16 protein-coding genes are annotated in these 18,139 nt (G+C 62.4%); 10 read left to right on the plus strand and 6 right to left on the minus strand.

Going from position 1 to position 18,139, the window contains the following annotated elements; all coding sequences use genetic code 11:
* The 5 genes from BSG09_RS18050 to BSG09_RS18070 form a co-directional block, all read left to right on the plus strand.
* Positions 1–442, plus strand: a 442-nt coding sequence (locus BSG09_RS18050; protein WP_139246272.1) for an IS1595 family transposase, incomplete at its 5' end; no start/stop codon positions are given.
* A 66-nt stretch (positions 443–508) separates the two neighbouring features.
* Positions 509–1,270, plus strand: coding sequence for an ABC transporter ATP-binding protein (locus BSG09_RS18055; protein WP_092935637.1), 762 nt, complete (start codon positions 509–511; stop codon positions 1,268–1,270).
* On the plus strand, positions 1,267–2,733 hold the full coding sequence (locus BSG09_RS18060) for a hypothetical protein (RefSeq protein ID WP_092935639.1): 1,467 nt from the start codon (positions 1,267–1,269) through the stop codon (positions 2,731–2,733). The genes BSG09_RS18055 and BSG09_RS18060 overlap by 4 nt, the downstream gene beginning before the upstream one ends.
* Before the next feature lie 119 nt (positions 2,734–2,852).
* Complete coding sequence (locus BSG09_RS18065) at positions 2,853–4,802, plus strand: beta-lactamase family protein (RefSeq protein ID WP_254799203.1); 1,950 nt, start codon at positions 2,853–2,855, stop codon at positions 4,800–4,802.
* A gap of 55 nt (positions 4,803–4,857) precedes the next feature.
* On the plus strand, positions 4,858–6,453 hold the full coding sequence (locus BSG09_RS18070) for a cobyric acid synthase (RefSeq protein ID WP_092935643.1): 1,596 nt from the start codon (positions 4,858–4,860) through the stop codon (positions 6,451–6,453).
* Positions 6,454–6,493: 40 nt separating this feature from the next.
* On the opposite strand, the gene BSG09_RS18075 is transcribed toward BSG09_RS18070, so the two are convergent.
* Positions 6,494–6,880, minus strand: a complete 387-nt coding sequence (locus BSG09_RS18075; RefSeq protein WP_008011840.1) for a ribbon-helix-helix domain-containing protein — start codon at positions 6,878–6,880, stop codon at positions 6,494–6,496.
* Positions 6,881–7,072: 192 nt separating this feature from the next.
* Here BSG09_RS18075 and BSG09_RS18080 point away from each other — a divergent pair, with 192 nt between their 5' ends.
* The 4 genes from BSG09_RS18080 (at position 7,073) to BSG09_RS18095 (ending at position 11,002) form a co-directional block, all read left to right on the plus strand.
* A complete protein-coding gene (locus BSG09_RS18080; protein WP_092935645.1) occupies positions 7,073–7,324 on the plus strand; it encodes an MTH865 family protein in 252 nt (83 codons plus the stop codon).
* A gap of 131 nt (positions 7,325–7,455) precedes the next feature.
* On the plus strand, positions 7,456–9,561 hold the full coding sequence (locus BSG09_RS18085; protein ID WP_092935647.1) for a bacterio-opsin activator domain-containing protein: 2,106 nt from the start codon (positions 7,456–7,458) through the stop codon (positions 9,559–9,561).
* 315 nt (positions 9,562–9,876) lie between these two features.
* Complete coding sequence (locus BSG09_RS18090; protein WP_092935649.1) at positions 9,877–10,143, plus strand: hypothetical protein; 267 nt, start codon at positions 9,877–9,879, stop codon at positions 10,141–10,143.
* A 91-nt stretch (positions 10,144–10,234) separates the two neighbouring features.
* A complete protein-coding gene (locus tag BSG09_RS18095; protein WP_254799204.1) occupies positions 10,235–11,002 on the plus strand; it encodes a peptidase M10A and M12B matrixin and adamalysin in 768 nt (255 codons plus the stop codon).
* A gap of 95 nt (positions 11,003–11,097) precedes the next feature.
* On the opposite strand, the gene BSG09_RS18100 is transcribed toward BSG09_RS18095, so the two are convergent.
* The 3 genes from BSG09_RS18100 to BSG09_RS18110 all read right to left on the minus strand — a co-directional run bounded on the left by BSG09_RS18100 (position 11,098) and on the right by BSG09_RS18110 (position 14,132).
* Entirely contained in the window at positions 11,098–11,448 is a 351-nt protein-coding gene (locus tag BSG09_RS18100; RefSeq protein ID WP_092935651.1) for a winged helix-turn-helix domain-containing protein, read from the minus strand.
* 176 nt (positions 11,449–11,624) lie between these two features.
* Positions 11,625–12,440 carry a trehalose-phosphatase gene (gene otsB, locus BSG09_RS18105; protein WP_092935653.1) on the minus strand — a complete coding sequence of 272 codons (816 nt, stop codon included), beginning with the start codon at positions 12,438–12,440 and terminating at the stop codon, positions 11,625–11,627.
* A gap of 3 nt (positions 12,441–12,443) precedes the next feature.
* The gene (locus BSG09_RS18110; RefSeq protein ID WP_092935655.1) at positions 12,444–14,132 is read right to left on the minus strand and encodes an alpha,alpha-trehalose-phosphate synthase (UDP-forming); all 1,689 of its coding nucleotides are present in this window, start codon (positions 14,130–14,132) and stop codon (positions 12,444–12,446) included.
* Between the two features lie 208 nt (positions 14,133–14,340).
* Between BSG09_RS18110 and BSG09_RS18115 the strand changes: the two genes are divergently transcribed.
* Positions 14,341–15,486, plus strand: a complete 1,146-nt coding sequence (locus BSG09_RS18115; protein ID WP_092935657.1) for a M24 family metallopeptidase — start codon at positions 14,341–14,343, stop codon at positions 15,484–15,486.
* 145 nt (positions 15,487–15,631) lie between these two features.
* Here BSG09_RS18115 and BSG09_RS18120 read toward each other — a convergent pair whose 3' ends face one another.
* Both BSG09_RS18120 and BSG09_RS18125 read right to left on the minus strand, forming a co-directional pair.
* Positions 15,632–16,837: a Cdc6/Cdc18 family protein gene (locus tag BSG09_RS18120; RefSeq protein WP_092935659.1), complete on the minus strand. Its 1,206-nt coding sequence runs from the start codon at positions 16,835–16,837 to the stop codon at positions 15,632–15,634.
* Positions 16,838–17,856: 1,019 nt separating this feature from the next.
* A partial coding sequence (locus tag BSG09_RS18125) for a zinc ribbon domain-containing protein (RefSeq protein WP_139246273.1) occupies positions 17,857–18,139 on the minus strand: 283 nt, incomplete at its 5' end.

The raw sequence follows: 18,139 nt of genomic DNA on the forward strand, positions 1-18,139 counted from the left end.
TGGCCTGTCCACGCGTGGGCGCGGAACATATGATGGTGACAAGCCACCCGTGTTCATTCTCGCTGATCGCGGTACGGGACAGCGGTACGTGATTCCAGCGAAAGCCGCGGATGAATCGACGATTCGACTCCTCTTGGCAGACCGCCAAGAGGAATCGTTGACTGTCTATACTGACGGCTTTCGAGCGTACGAGCCACTCGAAGCGGACGACGCATTCACCCGTGAATACGTCGTCCACGGTGACGGTGAATACGCCGACGAAGAGGTCCACGTCAATACCTGCGAGAGCCACGCGTCGCTGACGCGACGGTGGCTCTCGCCGCATCGAGGTATCTCGAAAGATAAGCTGACACAGTATCTCAGAGCGTTCCAGCTTCGCCGAGAACTATATCGAAAACCGGGACGAGACGCACTCAAACACGCTATTCGAGCAACACTCTGAAATCAACAATGAACTACGCAAGAGCGTAGAAGTTAATATCAGTTCCTGTGAATGGTTCGGCGTTCAATGGGAGCAATTCGGGTAGACGGACTGCAGAAGTCCTACGGGTCCGTCGAGGCAGTAGCCGGGATGGAATTTACCGTCGAGCGCGGCGAACTGTACGGCTTTCTCGGCCCGAACGGGGCCGGAAAGACGACGACGATCCGAACGCTAACCGGCCAGGTCCGGCCAGACGCGGGAACGGTTCGTGTCCTCGAGACCGATCCGGCGACGGAGCCGCTCGAAACGCGCCGGAAGGTCGGCATCCTGCCGGAACAGGGATCGCCGCCGAGCTTTCTGACGCCGCGTGAGTACCTCGAGTTCGTCGGCGAGGTACGGGATCTCTCGGCTGACCGGGTTGCCGACCAGACGGCGGCGTGGGCCGAGCGACTGGGATTCGAGAGCAAGCTCGAGACGCTGCATACCGATCTCTCCCGGGGCCAACAACAGAAGGTGATGATCACGCAGGCGTTCATCCACGAACCGGATGTCGTCTTCATCGATGAACCGCTGGCGAACCTCGATCCGCTCGTCCAGGAGCAAGTCAAGCGGTTCCTGGTCTCCTATGCGGCCGGCGACAACGCCGTCTTCGTCTCGACACACAACATCGACGTCGCCGAGGAGATCTGTACCCGCGTCGGCATCGTCGCCGACGGTCAGCTCGTGACCGAACGCTCGCTCGACGACGGTGCGGATGAGGGCGAGGGATCGCTGCTCGAGCTCTTTCTCGAACGTGTCGAGGCCGAAGAGACGCGAGATACGCCGACGCTCGAGCACCTGGGCTCATGACTGGCTCTGTGACGAGCGATCGGACGGATGCGGGAGGTGGCCTTTCGACCCGGCGGCTGCTCGCGGTGCTCTTCCGCGAAGAGTGGCGAATGCACACCCAACTGTTCGGCGGGTGGCGCTTTGCACTCTTTCCGCTCGTCATCGCCGCCCTCGCCGTGAGCGGGACGGTCGCGCTACTCGAGACCGGGACCGCGCAGGGAACGATCGTCGGTGGCCTGCACGCACTCGCCGTCGCCTTCGGCCTCTATAGCGGCACCGCCGGCTTCGCGGGTTCGGATATGCTCGAGAACGTCTTCGGCCGGCTGTCACTGCTACTTTCCTCGTCACAGACACTGCCACTTTCGCGGCGGCGGTTGCTCGGCGTCTTTCTCCTGAAGGACGCGTTATTCTACGGCGTTGCATTCGTGCTGCCGATGGCACTCTCGAGCGCAGCCCTAACAGGACTCTCGGCCGCCACGCCGGTCGCAGTCGGGCTGTTCTGGCTATCGCTTTGTCTCGTCTTCGCGGCCGGGATGGCGACGACCGTCGGGCTAATCGCCATCCGAACTCGCGGCGTGCCGCCGTGGGCTATCGGGCTGGCGGTCGGCCTCGCCGTCGTCGGCATTTGGGCCACGGGCAGCCTCGGTGCCGTTCAATCCGTCTTGGTGCCGGGACGCGGCTCCGCGATCACCGCGGGCGGGCTGGCCATCGGGACCATCGTCGTCGCGACAGTGTCGCTTGCGGTCTACGATCCGACGTACGGTCGGCCCTCGCGGACCGCGACCGATCGCTTTGCCTGGCTTAGTGGGGCACTCCCCTTCGAGAACGCGCCACTGGTCACGAAGTCACTACTCGATCTCGCGCGTTCCTCGGGCGGCGTCTGGAAACCGTTCGTCTCGGCATCGATCCTGCTCGCGCTGGTGGCCGCGCTGGTCGGCGTCGTCGATTCGATCACCGGGATTGCGCCCGCACCGGGAATCTTCTTCGGCGGTGTCCTCGGGCTCTCGGCGTTCACGACCTACAACTGGCTGACCCAGTTCGACTCGCTCGAGGCCTACCTCGCTTATCCCGTCTCGATCGCGGACGTCTTCCGGGCCAAGCGGATCGCCTTTATTTTCGTCGGTGCGCCGACGGTCGCTGTGCCCTATCTCGCGGCCGTTATCTGGTTCGAGGCGACGCTTCTGGATGCCGTCGTCGGCGCGATCCTGCTGGCTGGCTACGCGCTGTACTACTACGGCTTGACGGTCTACATCGCCGGCTTCGACCCCAACGAGTTCCTCTTCGATGCCGTTCGCTTTGCGACCTTTACCGTCGGCGTCGCCGTCGCCCTCGTGCCGACGCTGGTCGCCGGGTTCGTCGTCGTCCCGCCGTCCATCGAACTCGCTGCTGCGCTCAGCGTCGGCGGGGTCGTGATGGGTGTCATCGGAGTTGTCCTCTCGAGTCGCGCCGGCCCACGCTGGGAGCGGCGGTATCGCCGGGAGTGACGACCGGTGACTCTCACGGTACGGGAGTTATCATCATGAGCTATTTGCCGGGAGGACAAACCGACGGCCGTGAGCGCTATCGAGCGAGTCGGAGTCTGTGTCGACAGGTGGCGGAATCCGTGAGTCGACCCGACCCGACGCGGCGATCGGTCCTCGCGGGCATCGGAGCCGCAGGTGCAACGGTGGCCGCGCCCACGGTCAACGCAGCTCAGACAGCAAGGAGGCAGATCCAGCAGCAAGTGAACCCCCTTGCCGATCGCGACGCGTTCGAGGCGTTTCTCGACGGCGTAATGGAGACACACCTCGAGAGCCACGACATCGCGGGCGCGACGGTCGCCGTCGTCGATGGCGGCGATGAGTTCTCGAAGGGGTACGGCTACGCGGATATCAGTGCCGAAACACCGGTCGACGCTGATGAGACGCTTTTCCGGATCGGCTCGGTGTCGAAACTGTTCACCTGGACTGCCGCCATGCAGGCGGTCGAACGGGGTGACCTCACAATCAACGAAGACGTCGACGCGACGCTCGAGGCAGTCGATCTTCCCGAGACGTACGACGAGCCGATCAGACTCGATCACCTCGCAACACACACCCCTGGCTTCGAGGAACGCGTCCGGGGGACGTTCGTCCGGAACGAAGCGGAGCTGCGGCCGCTCGCGGAGATGCTTCGAACTGAACAGCCGTCGCGGGTCCGGCCGCCGGGGGAGTTCGCGGCCTACTCGAACTACGGGTCGGCGCTCGCCGGTCAACTGGTCGCCGAAACCGCCGGCACGTCATTTGAGACGGTCGTCGAAGAAGACATCTTCGAGCCGCTCTCGATGGATCGAAGCACGTTCGACCAGCCGGCTCCGGACGACTTCATGGACGATCTCTCGAAGGGATACGGAGCCGACGGCCGTACCGACGGCGAGTTCGAGTACGTCGGCATCCCGCCTGCGGGGGCGATGAGCGCCACGGCAACCGACATGGCGTCGTTCGTACGGGCGTTCCTGCAGGACGGCGCGACTGACGATGGGCGACTGCTTGAGGCAGAATCCGTCGCGGAGATGCATCGGCGGCGATTCGGCCACGACGAGCGGCTCAACGGGATCGCCTTCGGCTTCTACGAGATGAGCAGAGACGGTATCCGCGTGGTCGGTCACGGCGGCGATACCGAGCTGTTCCACAGCCTCCTGTTCCTACTTCCCGAACACGACGTGGGGGTGTTCGTCTCGTACAACAGCGTGGGCGGACTCGAGGCGAGACCGGAATTCGTCGACGCCTTCTTCGAACAGTACGTCGCGGACGCAGCATCGGAGTCTGAGATGCCGGAGCCAAACGGCCCGCCAGAGCGAGCTGATGCGATCACCGGCACCTACCGCTCGAACCGGATTCCGTATACGACCTCCGAGAAGTTCCTCGGATTCCCCTCGACGATCTCCGTCTCGGTCGACGACGATGGACGGCTTATCACTCAATCCCTCGGCGGCGAGACGACACGGTGGATGGAAGTCGAACCGCTCCTGTTTACGGAAGTCGACGGGACGGATCGGCTCGCCTTCCGTGAGGACGACGGCGAGATCACACATCTCTTTCTCGACAGTACTCCGGTCACGGCCTTCGAACGGCTCTCGAGACGCGAAACGCCGATCGTCCACCTCGCAGTGCTCGCGATTTCACTGTTGGTCTTCCTTGCCACGGTGGTCGGCTGGCCACTTGCTGCCGGCTGGCGACGCTACCGTGGGCAGGCCGGCGCGTTCGAGGGAACCGAGCCGCCGCTCCGATACGCCCGCTGGGTCGCGGGGGCAACCAGTGGGGCGTTTCTCGTCTTCGCCGTCGCGTTCGCGGCGATCCTCGCGACCGATCCGACCGGGCTGTTGCTCGGTGATCCGCTGCGGTTTCGGCTGCTGCTCGTGGTGCCGCTGCTCGGGGCGATCGGAACCGCCCTGACGGTCGGGCTGGCCGCACACGCGTGGTACAAGCGCCAGTGGGGACTGCCGGCCCGGCTTCACTACACGGCTGTCGCGATCGCCGGCGTCGCTATCTGCTGGGTGCTCGTCTACTGGAACCTGCTGTGGTACCGGATGTGACGGACGAACCGATACGTCGAAGCCACTTGAGCGAAATCGTCCGAGGGAACGCCGAATGACGAAGACGATTCTGATCGCCGGAACCGCGAGCCACGTCGGCAAGTCGACGGTCGCGGCCGGCCTCTGTCGATTGCTTGCCGACCGTGGGGTCGACGTCGCGCCGTACAAGGGACAGAACATGAGTAACAACGCGCGTGTCGTCGTTCGGCCGGATACGGACGGCAAACAAGGTGATGAAACTGACACCGCCACTGACGATCGGTGGGGCGAAATTGGTGTCTCCCAGTTCGTTCAGGCTCGAGCGGCCCGCATGACCCCGACCACCGACTGCAACCCAGTCCTTCTCAAACCTCGCGGCGACGGTGAGAGCCAGCTCGTCCTGCAGGGCGAGGCCCACGATCACGTCCCCGCTGGGACTTACTACGAGGAGTACTGGGATCAAGCACGCGAGGCCGCCGAAAAGTCCTATCGCAGACTGGCGGCCGACAACGACGTGATCGTCGCCGAGGGCGCGGGTAGCATCGGCGAAATCAACCTCCACGACCGGGACCTCGCAAACGTCGAGACTGCCGAGTTCGCCGACGCCGACATCCTTCTGCTGGTCGACATCGAACGCGGCGGGGCCTTTGCTAGCCTCTATGGCACCATCGAACTCGTCCCCGACGCGCTTCGCGACCGCATCGTCGGCGCGGTTATCACGAAGTTTCGTGGCGATCCGTCGCTGCTCGAGCCCGGCATCGAGGAGATTGAATCCCGAACCGGCGTGCCGATTCTGGGCGTGCTCCCCTACGACGATCCTGGCCTCCCAGAGGAGGACAGCGTCGGCCTCCCTGGAAGCGAGGAGCGGGGCGTCGTCGGCGACGAGGATGGCGTTCCTAACGACCGACGGCTCCGGATCGCTGTCCCCCGGCTGCCGCGGATCTCGAACGCGACCGATCTCGAGGCGCTGGCGGACGAACCCGGCGTCTCGGTGGTCTACGTGCCGGTCGATGACGCGCATCCGGAAAATCCACTCGAGAACGTTGACGCCGACGCGGTCGTCATCCCAGGAACGAAGAACACGGTCGACGATCTGCTGGCACTCCACGAGGCTGGCTTCGCCGATGCGCTTGCGACCTTCGACGGCCCGGTTGTCGGAATCTGTGGCGGCTACCAGATGCTCGGGGAGCGGATCACCAACGCCGCACTCGAGGGAACGGGCACGGACGATGTCGTCGATGGCCTTGGCCTGCTGCCGGTCGAAACCCGATTCGAGGGGGACAAACGCCTCGAGCAGACGTCGGTTCCCGTTGACGAAGCTGCGTCACCGCTGCTTGCGGGTGCCGACGGGCCTGCATCAGGGTACGAGATCCATGCGGGCCGGACGCAGGCGCTCGAGGACGTCCACCGGCCGCTGGGCGACTCGAGTGCGGCCCAAGGGCAGGTGCTCGGAACCTATTTGCACGGCCTGTTCGACAACGAATCGGTTCGGACGGCGTTTCTGGAACACGTCGCGGCGACGGCGGGGGTCGACTGGCCGTCGGGAGCAGGGACGGACGCGTCACCGTCGGCGGACTCGGATACGACCGGGCCAACGCCGTACGATCGCGCAGCACGGCTCGTCAGCGAACACGTGGATCTGGCGGCGCTTGGCGAGCCGTTCGACGAGTGAAAAATAGCCGGCGAGACGAGCCAGCAGAGACGGCAGACGACTACGACCCGTCGCGGTAGGTGCCGAGCAGTTCCTCGAGGATGATACACTCCTGGTCGGTCTCGTCGTAGTGGGTATCGATGAAGCGTTCGGCGGCCTCGTAGTTGCCGCGCAGTCCGTGTTTGCGGACGTTGATGACGGCGTCGAGGAAGAACGTGCCACCGTCTGTCCCGAGCGCTTCGGCATGATCGCGGTCGCTGATATCGAGTTCGGCCTGGATCTCGTCGAAGTTGAACGTCTTGACGTCGTGATCGTCGTTGATCAGCGTGAGGACGTACTCCGCGGAGAACCGATAGAACTCGGACTTACTCTCGAACATACCGTCTTCGACGAGTGCGTCGATCTCTTCGACCACGTCGTCGGGGTACCTGACGGTATCTTTCGCCATTTCCCTAGACTGGTCGGTACTCATTAATTATTGTTTCGCCAATCTCGTTCAGGTTGGAAACCCAACAGTATAGCGAACTGTCGGACGTGACCGATCCGACGTAGACGCACAGCGACGCGCCGATCACGGCTCGAGTTTCAGTTCGTGTCTTCCTGCAGAGTTATTGGGGTTCGCGCAAAAGGACGGACTGTCATGGTAGACGAAGCTGAACTCCGTGAGCAGATGATCGACGCGTTCGAAGGTGCAGACTATCCGGTCTCGAGTCCGATGGATCTCGTCCCGGCGTTGCCCGACGGCCCAGGGACGAAATTCGAGTCTGGCGACTTCTCGATGACCGCGATGGAACTCAACACCAAGACCACGGGCGGAGATTTCCCCTACGACGATGTCGAGTCCCTCGTTGACGACCTGCTCCGGGAGCTCAAAAAGCAAGACGAAATATAGGCCACGGACAGCCGTTGTCGGCTTCTCGTTGGTGGGCAAGCGAGCTAACCGGTGACCAGCAGGCTTTTTATTCCATAGCGTAGTTGTGAGAGAAGAGAACAGATGCGGACTGGCCGGACGGAGCGATATGAATGACTGAGAGACAGTGCTCGCGACCGATCGTCATCGTGATCGACACCCGGTCCCAGGAGAGCCGTCTTCGACCACGGCTCGAACAGGCGACCGAGCACGACGTGCGCACGGTTCGTAATCGCGAGTGTCCCCTCGAGGCGATGACGACGCCCGCCGACACCGAAGGCGACGGCGGAGTGGAAACGAGCGCGGAACACAGTGAGGACTCGGCACTCACCAGTACGACAGACACAGCAGCCGTCAGCGAGACGGCACGGATCACGCCGAGTGCCGTCGTGCTCGAACTCGACCGGCCGGGCGACATCCAGTCGTTGTTACAGCGTGTCCACGCCGACCTGCCGGCTGTGCCGACGATCGTTGCACCCCACGAGGGCAGCGAGCGACTCGCGACGGTGGCACTCCGTGCTGACGCGACCGAATACGTGCCGACAGAGCGCGACGAAGATCCGATCGATCGGATCGTCTCGACGGTCCAATCCAAAACCAGCGGCCGATCGGATGACGGCGACAGCCAGTACCACAATATCCTCGCCACCGAACTCCCGGATGAAGCGTTCGTCATCGGTGAGGACGGCACCTATCTCGAGGCGAAGGTCCGTCCCGAGTCGGCGGATCTCTACACCGTTCCCGCCGACGAATTAGTCGGCACCACGCTCGAGGACGCGTTTCCCGATTCGGTCGCAGCGGACTTGCAGGATTGTCTCGACCGAGCGATCCAAACTGGCGGCGTGCAGTCGATCGAGTACCAGACGGACACCACCGATGGCCGCCGCCAGTTCGAGGCCCGCGTCGTTCCGATCGACGAGCGGATTCAGGGACGACGTGCCGTGGTCTGGCTCGCACGAGACATTACCGAACGCGTCGAGCGCGAGCGACGACTCCGCTCGCGACAGGACCAACTCGAGACGTTAAACCGGATCAACGCGGTCGTCAGACAAGTCATCGAGACGCTTGTCGAGGCACCGGCCAGAGACACCATCGAACGCGAAGTCTGTGAACAACTCGTCGACTCGGACCTGTATTGTGGCTCGTGGATCGCCGAACGGACCGGCGATGGCCGGCTGTCATACCGGACCGGCGCGGGCGACGCCGAAACCATCCTCGAGTGTGTTCGTGACTGTACCGGCGAGTACGAGAACCCGGTCGCGCAGGCAGCACGAACGGGCGAGTTACGGACGACGAACAGCATCACCGAGAACGAGTCGCTTCCGGGAGAACTCCGGGCGGCGGCCCGCGAAGACGATGTCAGATCCGGCATCGTCGTTCCGATCACACACGAAGACGCGACCTACGGCGTTCTCACCGTGCTTGCGAGTCGCGATGATGCCTTCAGCGAGCGCGAGCGAGCCGAGTTCAGACTGCTCGGCGAAACGATCGGGTTTACCATCATGGCCGTCAAAAACCGCCAGCTACTCTTTGCCGACTCCGTCGTCGAACTCGAGTTTCGGATCGACGGCGGCGACACGTTCTGCTTCGATCTCTCCGAGCAATACGACTGTACGGGCTTGCTCGAGTGGGCTGGCACGACGTCGGGCGGGCGTCTCTTCCAGTATGTCACCGTCGACGGCTTGGACGGTGAAACGGTCCTCGAGGAGGCGACGACACACGAGTCCGTCAAGGAGTGTCGGCTCATTCACGACGGCGACGAGCGCTGTACGATCGAGTTGCGGCTTACGAGATCGGGCGTCCGCACGCTCGCAAACCACGGGTCGACGATTCGGGACGTCACCGTCGAGGACGGTGTTGCAACCTGTCTGATCGAGGTGTCACAGGACGCCAACATCCGGGAGATCGCCGAGGCATTGACTGTCGTCTACGAAAACGCCGAGCTCGTTGCCAGACGAGAGGTCGATCGGGCAGTCAGGACGGCAGCCGAGCGCCGGTCCCGGATTCTCGATGAACTCACTGACCGCCAGCTGACGACGTTACGACTCGCCTACTACGGTGGGTTCTTCGACTGGCCGCGAGAGAGTACCGGCGAGGATATCGCCGAGGCGATGAGCATCTCACCACCGACGATGCATCAGCATCTCCGAAAGGGACTAAACTCGATTCTCGGAGAATTTTTCGAGGACAGCACCGGTACTGGTACTAGTACTGATTGACACTGTCTGTTGTCACTGGACACCAGCACACCCGTCTGACAACAGTTGTTCGGTGATGGATCATCAGAAATCGTCAGAGCGTGTGATCCGGTTCGAACAGCCGGTTAGCATCGGTTTCGTGGCCTGTTTGCCGTCGGCAGAACGTACTGATCTGGCCGACTATCACGGAAGCTAGAGTTCCACTCTTCGAAGACCGTCATGGATGTTTAAACGTCGGCTATATGAACCCGAGGGCCAATACGCGTGACAGTCAGTCAATCCTATAGCAATGTCCGAGACGACAGCAGTCGCCCAATCGTGGGAGGTGGGATAGCCGTGGTAGCACTGCCGTTCGAGACTGTGTTCGAAGGGTCGAATGGTCGATACTACACCGACTGGCAGGTTCGTCACCGGCTGCGGACCGATGAGTGGGCGTTTTGCATGCAACAGCGAACGCCGCACCGACGACTGGTCGAAACCGACGACGACGCGTTACTCCTGTTGGTCCCGATCGAACCCGAGGAGCTCCCAGCAGGACGCGAGATCCGCGTTTCCGGGTGTCGTGCCCGTGTTGTCGATACTCGGCGTGTGCCGTCGGCATAGGCCATCACGTGCCGGTCGTCCACGGACAGGTGTCTGCCTCGCGGTGATTTAATGTGTGATCAAATTCAGCCATAGAAACTGGTTCCGTGCTGTGAAACTCGCGCTCGTGAATCGCCGCGCGTTCCTCGGCACGGTCGGCTCGACGCTCTCGCTCGCCACGCTCGCGTATACGACACGTGGTGCCGCCGACACGCTCGAGGTTCGAGTCTGGTTCTCCGAACAGGCCGCGACATACGACGGCGTCGCCGAGCGGATCCGCGAGTATCTCACCGCGACCTTCTCGCTCGAGTACTGGACGCTCGCAATCTCGATCGGTGGGACCGTCTCGGTTTCGAGTGAAGACGCCGCTCGCCTCACCAGCCGCGGCGAGTGGCCGATGGCCGTCGCGACGGGTGCCCTCGGTGGCCGTGAGGTGGAACCGGCCTCAGACGTCAACTTGCTGGTCACGGACGGGAGCATGGAAACAGCACCCACCGGCTACGGCGTTCCACACGTCGCATCGGTCGGTGGAGCGCGACATATCGCTGCCCTCGAGTCGTTCGAAACGCTCGTCGACGACGGGCCGCGATCGATCTCGCCGAATACGATGCCGGCACACACGATGCACGTCCTCCTCCACGAAATCGGCCACGCACTCGGCCTCGGTCACAAACATGGCACCGCATTTGTCGACGGCGACACCGTCGTCGCGACGCCGATGCTCAGCAGCTATGCGTGGGATCCTGCGTACGATCACGATCGCTCACACTGTGGGACGGCGATTCCCGACACAAACGGTCGGCACCGAGCACTGAGCTTCAGCTTTTCGTCGTGCGCTCGTCGAGAACTCGCGAGCTACGACGGCGATGTCGCTCTCTGACCAGTCAGTCGCCCCACGTCGAGAACGAAACTGTATCGAGCCCACTCGAGGCATCCGGTTTCGGCCCGTTGCCGAACCTGGGCCGTACCCACTCGTCACTCGTCGTCGTCGCTGTCCGTGTCACCACGGGCGAAACTCGCCTGCGCGTCTCCATCTGCATCGGCGCTGGCGTTTGGCCCCTCGATGAGCGCTTCGAAGTCGTCGGCTTCGTCGTACTGATCCTGGTACACCAGTGCTGCTTTTCCCATCGAGGTGATTTCGTAGAGCCCGGACCGCTCTGCGGGGCCGATTTTACGGACGAGTCCATAATCCTCGAGCACTGGGAGTCTCGTGTTGATGTTCTTCCGGCTTTTTCCTGTGTGCGAAGCTAGATTCGTTGCGACGTTGCGGCCCTTGTCCTCGAGCGCCTCAAGGATGAGGAAATCAGTTGGTTGGCGGAGTTTCACGTGTGTTCACTCTCGTACCGCACTATATTTCCAGTGGTAACTAATACTTTCGGCTCGAACAGGTTAATCGGAACTGGTAATTGTTACCATCATTCATGTATGCTGCGCCGATGACCCGCCGTGTCTTCGGGAGCAAGCCCCGCCAGTTTCACCCGCTCGAAGCTCGACAGTACGGCTCACTCGAGCAAGTCAACGCCGGTCGAGCCGAGCCACGAGAGAAAGTCCGCGACGGCCGCCGGCGACGCGACACGAGCGGACGCATTCGAGGGCTCGTCGCTGCCGACTCTGATACCGAGTCCGTCCGGTTCGACGGTTCGGAACGCCGACTCGTCAGTGACGTCGTCACCGACGTAGATGACGGCCGTTTCGGAGGGCTCGTCGGCAGCGACCACTTCGACTGCGTCTCCTTTCCCCCACGCCAAATCCGGGCCAATCTCGAGGATCTGCTTACCGGGGGAAAGCTCGAGGGCGTCGCCACCGACGCTGTCGACGATGTCGTGAGTGAGCCGGCGAACGGTCGGGACGGCTGCCGATGGAACGGCTCTGAAGTGGACCGTCCCAGTCAGGCGTTTGTTTTCGACCCGGCAGTTCGGCACGGACGCGAGAGCGACCTCGAGGACGGCACAGAGTCGTTCGATACGGGCGGCGTGCTCGCGTGCGACCGGATGGACGGTGACATCTCCCCCACGGGCGAGCTCGAGGCCGTGATTGCCAGCGTAAATCGACGGACCGTCGATGCGCTCGCGGACGTCCGACAGGGCCCGACCGCTCACGACGGCCGTCGTCACCCCGGGTGTGTCGGCGAGCGTTGTCACTGCCTCCTGATTGCGCTCGGTCGGCGTCGCGTCATCGGGGTCCTCAACGATCGGGGCAAGCGTCCCGTCGAAATCCAGACAGACGAGGATACCAGTGGCGTCGGCGATCGTCGCCCGAACCCGTGGCCACTGCTCCTCGAGCGGCTGCGGCGGTGATGCTGTGTCAGGAGCCTCCATCGGTCACACTGGCGGCGTAGGCTCTCGGGAATCGGACTCCGAGTCCGTGCGCCCGCCGGTTCGGCCGGACTTATCATGGACGCGGTTAATCCAGTCGAACTGCGTCGCCATCCACGACTGGATGTCGCCGCTGAAGACGCGCTGGCGGAGTGTGTTCAGCCGCCGCTGGCGTTCGTGCGCCGACATCGAGAGCGCGTACTCGAGTTGGGCCGCAATCCCCGCTGCGTTGGCGGGGTCAATCGTCAACGCGTGCGAGCCGAGCCGCTCGTGGGCACCGACTCGATTGCTCAGCAGTAACGCGCCATCGCCGTCGACGCTCGCTGCGACGTACTCCTGGGCGACCAAGTTCATTCCGTCGACCAGCGAGCTTACTACCATTGCGTCGGCGTGGCGATAGAGCGTACAGAGATCCTCCCGTGGCAGGACGTCCTCCGTGTAGACGATCGGTCGCCAGTCGGCGGTCCCGAAGCGGCGGTTGATCCGCTGGACCTCGCTGCGGACGAAATCACCGTATTGCTGATAGGTCCCGATTTCGGTCCGTGAGGGCGTCGCCTTCTGGAGAAACGTGAACGCGCCGCGCCAGCCCGGATTCCGCTCGAAGAATCGCTCGAGCGCTGCCAGTCGTTCCGGAATCCCCTTGGTATAGTCGAGGCGATCGAGCCCCAGTCCGAGCGTCGTTCCCTGTGGAATTCCGTACTCCTCGAACAGCGCTGTGAGGCGGTCGCGGTCGGTCGAGCGTGCGTCACTGTCGTATGCTTTGGCATCGACCCCCATCGGAGTCGCGACGACGCGGGTCGTCTGCCCGTCGTAGCGAATCGTCCGTCGGGTCCGATCGACGTCAGCGGCCGGGAGGAACCGGTCGACACAGTCGAGAAAGCGGTCGGCATACCCCTCGACGTGGAACCCGAGCAGGTCGTTGCCGAGCAATCCCTCGAGGAGATGGCCGCCACCGGGACAGTGCCGGAAGGTCGTCGGTGTCGGCCACGGGATATGCCAGAAGTGAGCAACGGTCGCGCTGTCGGGTATCGATTCCTGAATCAACCGCGGCGCGAGCGCGAGATGGTAGTCCTGCAGCCAGACCACTGTGTTCTCGTCGGCGTGTTCGCTGACCGCCTCGGCAAACTGTTCGTTGACCCTCTGATACCACTCGAAATCCGTCGGTCGATTCTCGATCAGATCCGGAAAGCCATGACAGAGCGGCCAGAGCACGCGGTTGCTAAAGCCGTAGTAGTAGGCATCGACCGCCTCCTCCGAGAGGTCGAGTCGGCGCAGCGTGTAGGCCTCCTCGTCCGGTGGGACGGCCACGCAGTTATCGTCGTCCGTGACCGCAAAGTCCGCGTCGCCGTCGCCCCAGGCGATCCAGGTTCCGTCAGTTTCCTGCACGACTGGATCGAGGCCAGCAGTCAGCCCGCCGGTCGGCTCGTCGACCGTGATCGATCGCTGAGCGTTCGGGCGAGCGAGCCCGCCGTCGGTCCCCAGCGACGAGCCCTCGTCGCTGCTCGTGGGGTCCGACACCGACTCGTCCTCGAACTCGTGGCGGTACGGCTGGCGGTTCGAGACGACGATCAGCGACCCGGGACAGTTCGGGCCGTCGTCCCCGGACGCGTCGTCCGTTCGTCCGCGGTCGCTGGCTCGAGTTCGATACTGTCGGGCGGACACAGTCGTCGTCGGCAACCGCTCTGGAACTCGCATTCGCTGAAACAGCACAGCCTCTCCACTGGTTGCTTCGCGGCCTGCGCTCGCTGGGAGGTTAATAGGTTCCCACTAGTCCCCACGGATGGTAGACTGTCCGCTCGCGGAGAGAGTCTGCCGAAATACGGGTCGCTAGAGCACTGTGACGATCGGGATCGTAATCGGCGGTAACAAAATGTTAATTGCTCGCTCGAGTGAACCCGTCCCCATGACGCCGTTCGAGCGCCGACTCGAGGCCTGTCAGAATCGGCTCGCCGACGTCGGAGCCGATCTGACGGTTTGCTTTCCGAGCCCGAACCTGACCTATCTGACCGGCTTCGCGGAATCACCATCGGAACGACACCTGTTGTTGTTCGTCCCCCGAGACGGCGATCCCGTGATCGTCGCGCCAGCGATGTACGAGGCCCAACTCGCCGCATTGCCGATCGCGGATCTGCAACTGCACTGCTGGGCCGACGTGGATGACCCGCTCGAGCGTGTCGACCGCGTGCTTTCGAGCTACTCGCTCGAGGAATCAAACGATGTGACCGTCCTCGTCGACGACCGGATGTGGGCAACGTTCACGCAGGATCTTCGCTCCCTGCTCCCGGACGCGACGTTCGGGCTCGCCAGTACCGTCCTCGAGCCGCTCCGAATCCGCAAGGACGATGTCGAACTCGCGGCACTTCGTCGCGCTGGCGATCTTGCGGATCGCGTCGCACTCGAGATTCGCGAGCGTGGCGACGAACTGATCGGCACGACGGAATCGGAACTCACCAATGAGATCGATCGGCTGCTCGCCGCGGAAGGCGGCGACGAGCCGGCGTTCGAGACGATCGTCGCTGCCGGCCCGAACGGTGCCCGCCCGCACCATCACAGCGGGTCGCGCCGGATCACAGCCGGTGATCCCATCGTGCTGGATTTCGGCGCGTTCGTGTCGGCTGCTCTCGAGATGGGAGTTGGCCGGTATCCAGGCGATCAGACCCGCACCATCGTCGTCGGCGATCCACCCGCCGAGTACGAGCGCGTCCACGAGACCGTCAGAAACGCACAGCAAGCCGCGATCGACGCCATCGAGCCGGGCGTCACGGCAGGCTCGATCGATCGCGCCGCCAGATCGGTCATCGAGGACGCTGGCTACGGTGATGCCTTCGTTCACCGCACTGGCCACGGCGTCGGCCTCGAGGTCCACGAACCGCCCTACATCGCGGCGGGCAACGACCGCGAGCTCGAGCCCGGGATGGTCTTCAGCGTCGAACCGGGGATCTACCTCGAGGGGCAGTTCGGCGTGCGGATCGAGGATCTCGTGGTCGTCACCGACGACGGTGTCGAGCGACTGAACGACACACCGCGTGGCTGGGAAACTGGACGGTGACACGGCGGGGAAGGTCTCGACCGACCTGCGAGTCACGACACCGCATTTCCGGTGAAATCGACTGGGAGAGATATTGAAAGGCCGACAATACGGGTGCTGGAATCAAGCGTGGCGACACAAGAGTAACGCGAAATGAGCGCGGTGCTCAGGCGTCGTCGGTCTCGACGAGCACCTTCCGGACGACCTCGGGGTCCTCGAGCAACTGATGTTCGGTATAGCTGCCTTCGGCGCTGCCGCCGCTCCGGCGGGCCTGCTCTAAGATATCGAGGAAGGCGTGTTCCTTGAGCAGGTCTCGAACCCGCCGCAGGGAGAGCGGATCAGACCGTTCCTGTCGGCAGATCTCCTCGTAGACGTCGTAGATCTTCGTCGTCCGGAACCCGTCTTCCTCGGGCGTGTTGAGCGAAAGGACTGCAAGCGCCTGCAGAACGTACCGCGAGTGTGGCGTCGAGCCGCGAATGAGTTCCCGGAAGCGGTCCGTTTCGGCCCGCTCGCGGGCCTGCACCACGAACTCTTCCTGAACGGTCTCGTTACCGTTCGATTGAGCGATCTCGCCGGCGTACCGAAGGATGTCGATGGCCTTGCGGGCGTCGCCGTGTTCGCGAGCTGCAAGCGCCGCGGCGCGAGGAATAACCGAGGGCTTGAGGACACTGTCTTTGAATGCGTCGCTGCGGGCTTCCATGATCTCCCGGAGCTGGTTTGCGTCGTACGGGGGAAAGACGAATTCGCGTTCGCAGAGACTCGACTTGACCCGCTCGTCCAACCGGTCCTTGTACTTGATCTTGTTACTGATCCCGATGACGCCGATCTTGCACGACTCGAGCTTGCCGGCCTCGCCCGCGCGCGAGAGTTGCATGAGAATGTCGTCGTCGTCGAGTTTGTCGACCTCGTCGAGAATGACGAGGACAACGTCGTACTGGGTGTCTAACACCGTCCAGAGGCGCTTGTAGTAGGTCGACGTGCTGAGACCCTTGTCAGGAATTCTGATATCGGTAACCGCTGGCTCGTTTAACGTGTGAGCGATCGTCTGGACGGCCTGGGTTTCCGTGTTGTCCTGTGCGCAGTCGACGTAAGCGAACGCCGACGTGATGCCTTCTTCCCCCGCGACGCGGACCAGCCGCTCCGAGATGTACTTCGCACAGAGGGATTTGCCAGTTCCTGTCTTTCCATAGATCAGCAGGTTGCTCGGGCTCTGACCGAAGATCGCAGGATTGACCGCGTTTGCAAGCTCCGAAATCTCGTCGTCGCGGCCGACGATCCGACCCTCTTCGGGGAGATGGTTGATCTCGAGGAGTTCTTTGTTCTCGAAGATTGGATCGTCGCGGGTGAACAGATCGTCGCCGGAACTCGACATAGAGGGACACCGTGTTTCCGGTGAAATAGCTGTTCCGTTTGGCGGCGACGATCCGAAGGCAAGACTGAATTCCACTGAGACGGTCGCAAGGAGGCGAGACGCGGCCGATTAGATAATTCGATCGAGACGAGACGCCATCAGTCGGTGACCGTGAGAGTCGGTCGACGGCTGCCGACACACACACCGTGTTTCCGGTGAAACAGCAAAAATCCACTGTGGGGTGCAGTCGAAGCGGCGGTTACGCGGTCACTGTTTCACCGGAAACCCGGTGTACGACACGAGGATGTATATGAAATTCCGCGACAACAGACACGTTATCGCCCCGATTATCGCTCGAGGCTGCCGTCGTACTCAGTGATGGTGTTCGATATTCAGTGACCGTACTCGAAACGGGTTGTCAGTGAGAGAGCGTCGGTTCGATTGCAGTGATATCTAATCGATATCTATTATAGTACTTCTAATTCACTCAATGGACTTTACTCATATGAACAATTTATATATTCCTATTTTGAGCAAGAAATGCTATTAGGTAGCTAACAATAGCAATATATTTCGACTTTCTCCTACTATTACGGTTCGATACCCCGTGCCGTTGGGTGCTTTCCTTGTTTGGTGGATACACGTCCGAGGTTTCGATCTTTCCCTGCTTGTTTCACCGGAAACCCGGTGTGCGTTCGACAGCGTCGCTAAAAACGGCCACCGGCTGTTCGTACCGTTTCACCGGAAACCCGGTGTGTGTCCGCGCGAGCATGGCACTGCTGCCCATGTGCCTGTGACCCGTGAGAGTCCCTGGTTCGATCACAGCGGTCGTCTGCTGTTCCTATTCGTGACACGAGGCTCGTTCTCAAGCTGTACAGTTGGGCCACTGGCTCATCCAACTCGTCACGGCTCCTATCTTTAACCAGCGAGAGAATCCCGCCGTTCACGGCGGGCGTGAATCGCGTCACTCAACTACGGGATCAACCGCTCATTGACATCCTCCTCCGGCTGAACCCGGAGGAATCCCGAGCGTTGGGATATTAGGGTTTGCAGACTCCCTGTTCTCTCGGTGTGAACCGTCCGCTCTCACGGTCGAACAGGAAGACTCCGGGCTGTGCCAACCAGCCGTTACTCATATCCCCGGTCGGGGGACTCTGAGTTATCTTTCTCCGAATGTTCACCGCACCGTTCACGTCTGCGTTCATCGTCGTTTCGCACGACGAACAGACGTACAGACCACGCTCCACGCGGTTGCTATCCCGAATCTGCCCGCAACACGAACACGTCTTCGAGGTGTTCTCCTCGTCTACGCGGTCAACGAGG

The organism is Natrinema hispanicum, assembly GCF_900111485.1.
Taxonomy (GTDB): Archaea; Halobacteriota; Halobacteria; order Halobacteriales; family Natrialbaceae; genus Natrinema; species Natrinema hispanicum_A.